2 protein-coding genes are annotated in these 2,798 nt (G+C 62.5%); both read left to right on the top strand.

The window, feature by feature from the left end:
• Positions 1-126 precede the first annotated feature (126 nt).
• Complete coding sequence (locus KTN05_RS17350; protein WP_217330621.1) at positions 127-1,272, top strand: restriction endonuclease subunit S; 1,146 nt, start codon at positions 127-129, stop codon at positions 1,270-1,272.
• A 13-nt stretch (positions 1,273-1,285) separates the two neighbouring features.
• On the top strand, positions 1,286-2,798 hold a 1,513-nt coding region (locus tag KTN05_RS17345; protein ID WP_254368337.1), incomplete at its 3' end, for a type I restriction endonuclease.

The raw sequence follows: 2,798 nt of genomic DNA, 5'->3' as shown, positions 1-2,798 counted from the left end.
GACGGTCACCCGAAAAGCGCCATCGAGGACCTCATGCCCTGGTGCTTCAACCAGCCGTCAAGCATCGCCGCATAGGGCAACGACCTCGCGCTTACCAATGATCGGATCACGGCATCTTTGAACTTCATGGAGGCCACGGCAACTGATGCCGAGATCGCCAAGTTCTCGCTTCGGGTCGGAGATGTGATTTTCACGAAAGACTCCGAAACCGCCGACGACATTGGCATCGCTGCCATTGTTTCAGAGGAGTTGCCGGGGGTCGTTTGCGGCTATCATCTTTCCATTGCCCGCCCAAATGACGGAGTTGATGGGAGATTCATCAAGGCGTTCTTTGATTCCGCCGCCGCAAAAGGTTACTTTGCGGTAAGTGCAAACGGCTTGACGCGGGTTGGACTTGGGCAATCTGCGATAAACAACTTGCAACTGGCGGTTCCCCCACTCCCCGAGCAACAGGCCATTGCCGCCTTCCTCGAGCGGGAGACGGCGAAGATCGACGGGTTGATCGAGGAACAGCGCCGCCTGATCGCGCTTCTGGCCGAGAAGCGTCAGGCCAACATCAGTTACGCCGTCACCCGCGGCCTGAACCCCTCCGCCCGACTCAAACCCTCGGGCGTGGACTGGCTCGGGGTTATTCCCGAAGGGTGGGAGGTGGTGCCGTTGAAGCGGCTCGCCGCTATCGGAAACGGCTCCACTCCCAATCGGGACAACCTGTCGTATTGGCAAGATGGACATTATCCGTGGCTGAATAGCTCGGTCGTAAATATGCCAGAGGTTACGTTTGCTGATCAATTTGTAACCGATATTGCTCTTCGAGAGTGCCACCTTCCGATTGTGAAAGCACCCGCCGTCCTGATAGGAATCACTGGCCAAGGAAAAACGCGAGGGTTGGCAAGCATCCTGTCGCTTGAGGCCACCATCAATCAACATCTTGCGTATGTTCGGCCAAACGATGTGCGGATAACCTGCGAGTTCATAACTTGGATATTCCGCGCCGCTTACGAATATGTTCGTGCGGACAGTGAGGCTGGAAGCACCAAGGGGGCCATCACTTGCGATTACCTTGCCAATCTCAAGATACCTCTACCACCGAAGGACGAAATCGCCGCGATTTGCAACCACCTCAAATCAATCAGTGCTGAGATTGACGGCCTTACCGAAGCCGCCACCTCTGCCATCACCCTCCTGCAGGAACGCCGCGCGGCGCTGATCTCGGCGGCGGTGACGGGCAAGATCGACGTGCGCGACCTCGCCTCGGTCCAAGAAGCCGCCTGAAAGGACCTGCGCCATGGCGACGCACAAGGAAATTGGCTTCGAGGATGTGATCTGCGATCATCTGGCCGCACATGGCTGGCTCTACTCCCCCGGTGACGCAGCCGCCTATGACCGCGCCCGCGCCCTTTTGCCCGCCGATCTGATGGCTTGGCTTTCGGAGACACAGCCCAAGGCTTGGGCCGAGGCTGTGGCGAAACACGGGCAGGCCGCGATCCTCGACCGGCTGCGCAAGCAGTTGAACGAACGCGGCACGCTCGACGTGCTGCGCCACGGGATCGAGGTGGTGGGCCTGCGCGCGCCCCTTGCCCTGACCCAGTTCCGCCCCGCCATGGGCATGAACCCCGACATTACCGCCCGCTATGGGGCCAACCGCCTGCGCGTCATCCGCCAGCTGCGCTATTCCGAGGCGAACGGCAATTGCCTCGACTTGGTGCTGTTCCTGAACGGCATCCCGGTGGCGACAGTGGAACTCAAGACCGAGTTCACCCAGAGCGTTCAGGACGCCGTCGATCAATACCGCTTCGACCGTCCCCCACAGGAGAAGGGGCAGAAGCCCGAGCCGCTGCTCTCCTTCCCCGGAGGCGCGCTGGTGCATTTCGCGGTCAGCGACCGAGAGGTGATGATGGCCACCCGCCTGGAGGGACCGGGGACGCGCTTTCTGCCCTTCAACAAGGGCGGCCACGGGGCGGCGGGCAACCCGGTCAACCCGCAGGGCCATCGCACCGCCTATCTGTGGGAGGAGATCTGGGCGCGCGACAGCTGGCTCGAGATCCTCGGCCGCTACATGGTCGGCACACGGGATGCGAAGAAGCGGCTGACCGGAATGATCTTCCCGCGCTTCCACCAGCTTGACGCCACCCGCAAGCTGCGCGCCGCGGTGCTGGAGGAGGGGCCGGGCGGGAAATACCTGATCCAGCACTCGGCAGGCTCCGGCAAGACGAACTCAATCGCCTGGACCACGCATCTGCTGGCCGATCTGCATGACGCGCGGGACGAGAAGATCTTCTCGACGGTGGTGGTTGTCTCGGACCGCAACGTGATCGACACGCAGTTGCAGGAGGCGATCTTCGCCTTCGAGCGCACGACCGGCGTGGTGGCGACGATCACCAACGAGGCCGGGACCAAGAGCGGGCAGTTGGCCGAGGCGCTGGCCGGCGGCAAGAAGATCGTCGTCTGCACCATCCAGACCTTCCCCTTCGCGTTGAAGGCGGTGCAGGAGCTGGCCGCGACCAGCGGCAAGCGTTTCGCGGTGATCGCCGACGAGGCCCACTCCAGCCAGACCGGCGAGGCGGCCTCGAAGCTGAAGCAGGTGCTCTCGGCCGAGGAACTCGCCGCATTGCAGGACGGCGGCGAGATCAGCACCGAGGACGTGCTGGCCGCGAACATGGCGGCAAAGGCCGGGTCCTCGGGGATCAGCTTCATCGCCTTCACCGCGACGCCCAGCCGCGTCCTTGCCGCGCACGGTCTTCTCGACCTGATAGAGCAGCGCGATCTGGCGCAGCATCTCCTCGGCGATGGGCGAGCGG

Source organism: Paracoccus sp. Z118, assembly GCF_019061185.1.
Lineage (GTDB): Bacteria > Pseudomonadota > Alphaproteobacteria > Rhodobacterales > Rhodobacteraceae > Paracoccus.
The sequence above is the reverse complement of the archived record's forward strand: the minus strand, read 5'-3'. Positions and strand labels throughout refer to the sequence as shown.

What these genes read in the sequence shown, in the direction of transcription:
- KTN05_RS17350 (WP_217330621.1), top strand. Translation starts at nt 127, where the DNA reads ATGGAGGCCACGGCAACTGATGCCGAGATCGCCAAGTTCTCGCTTCGG.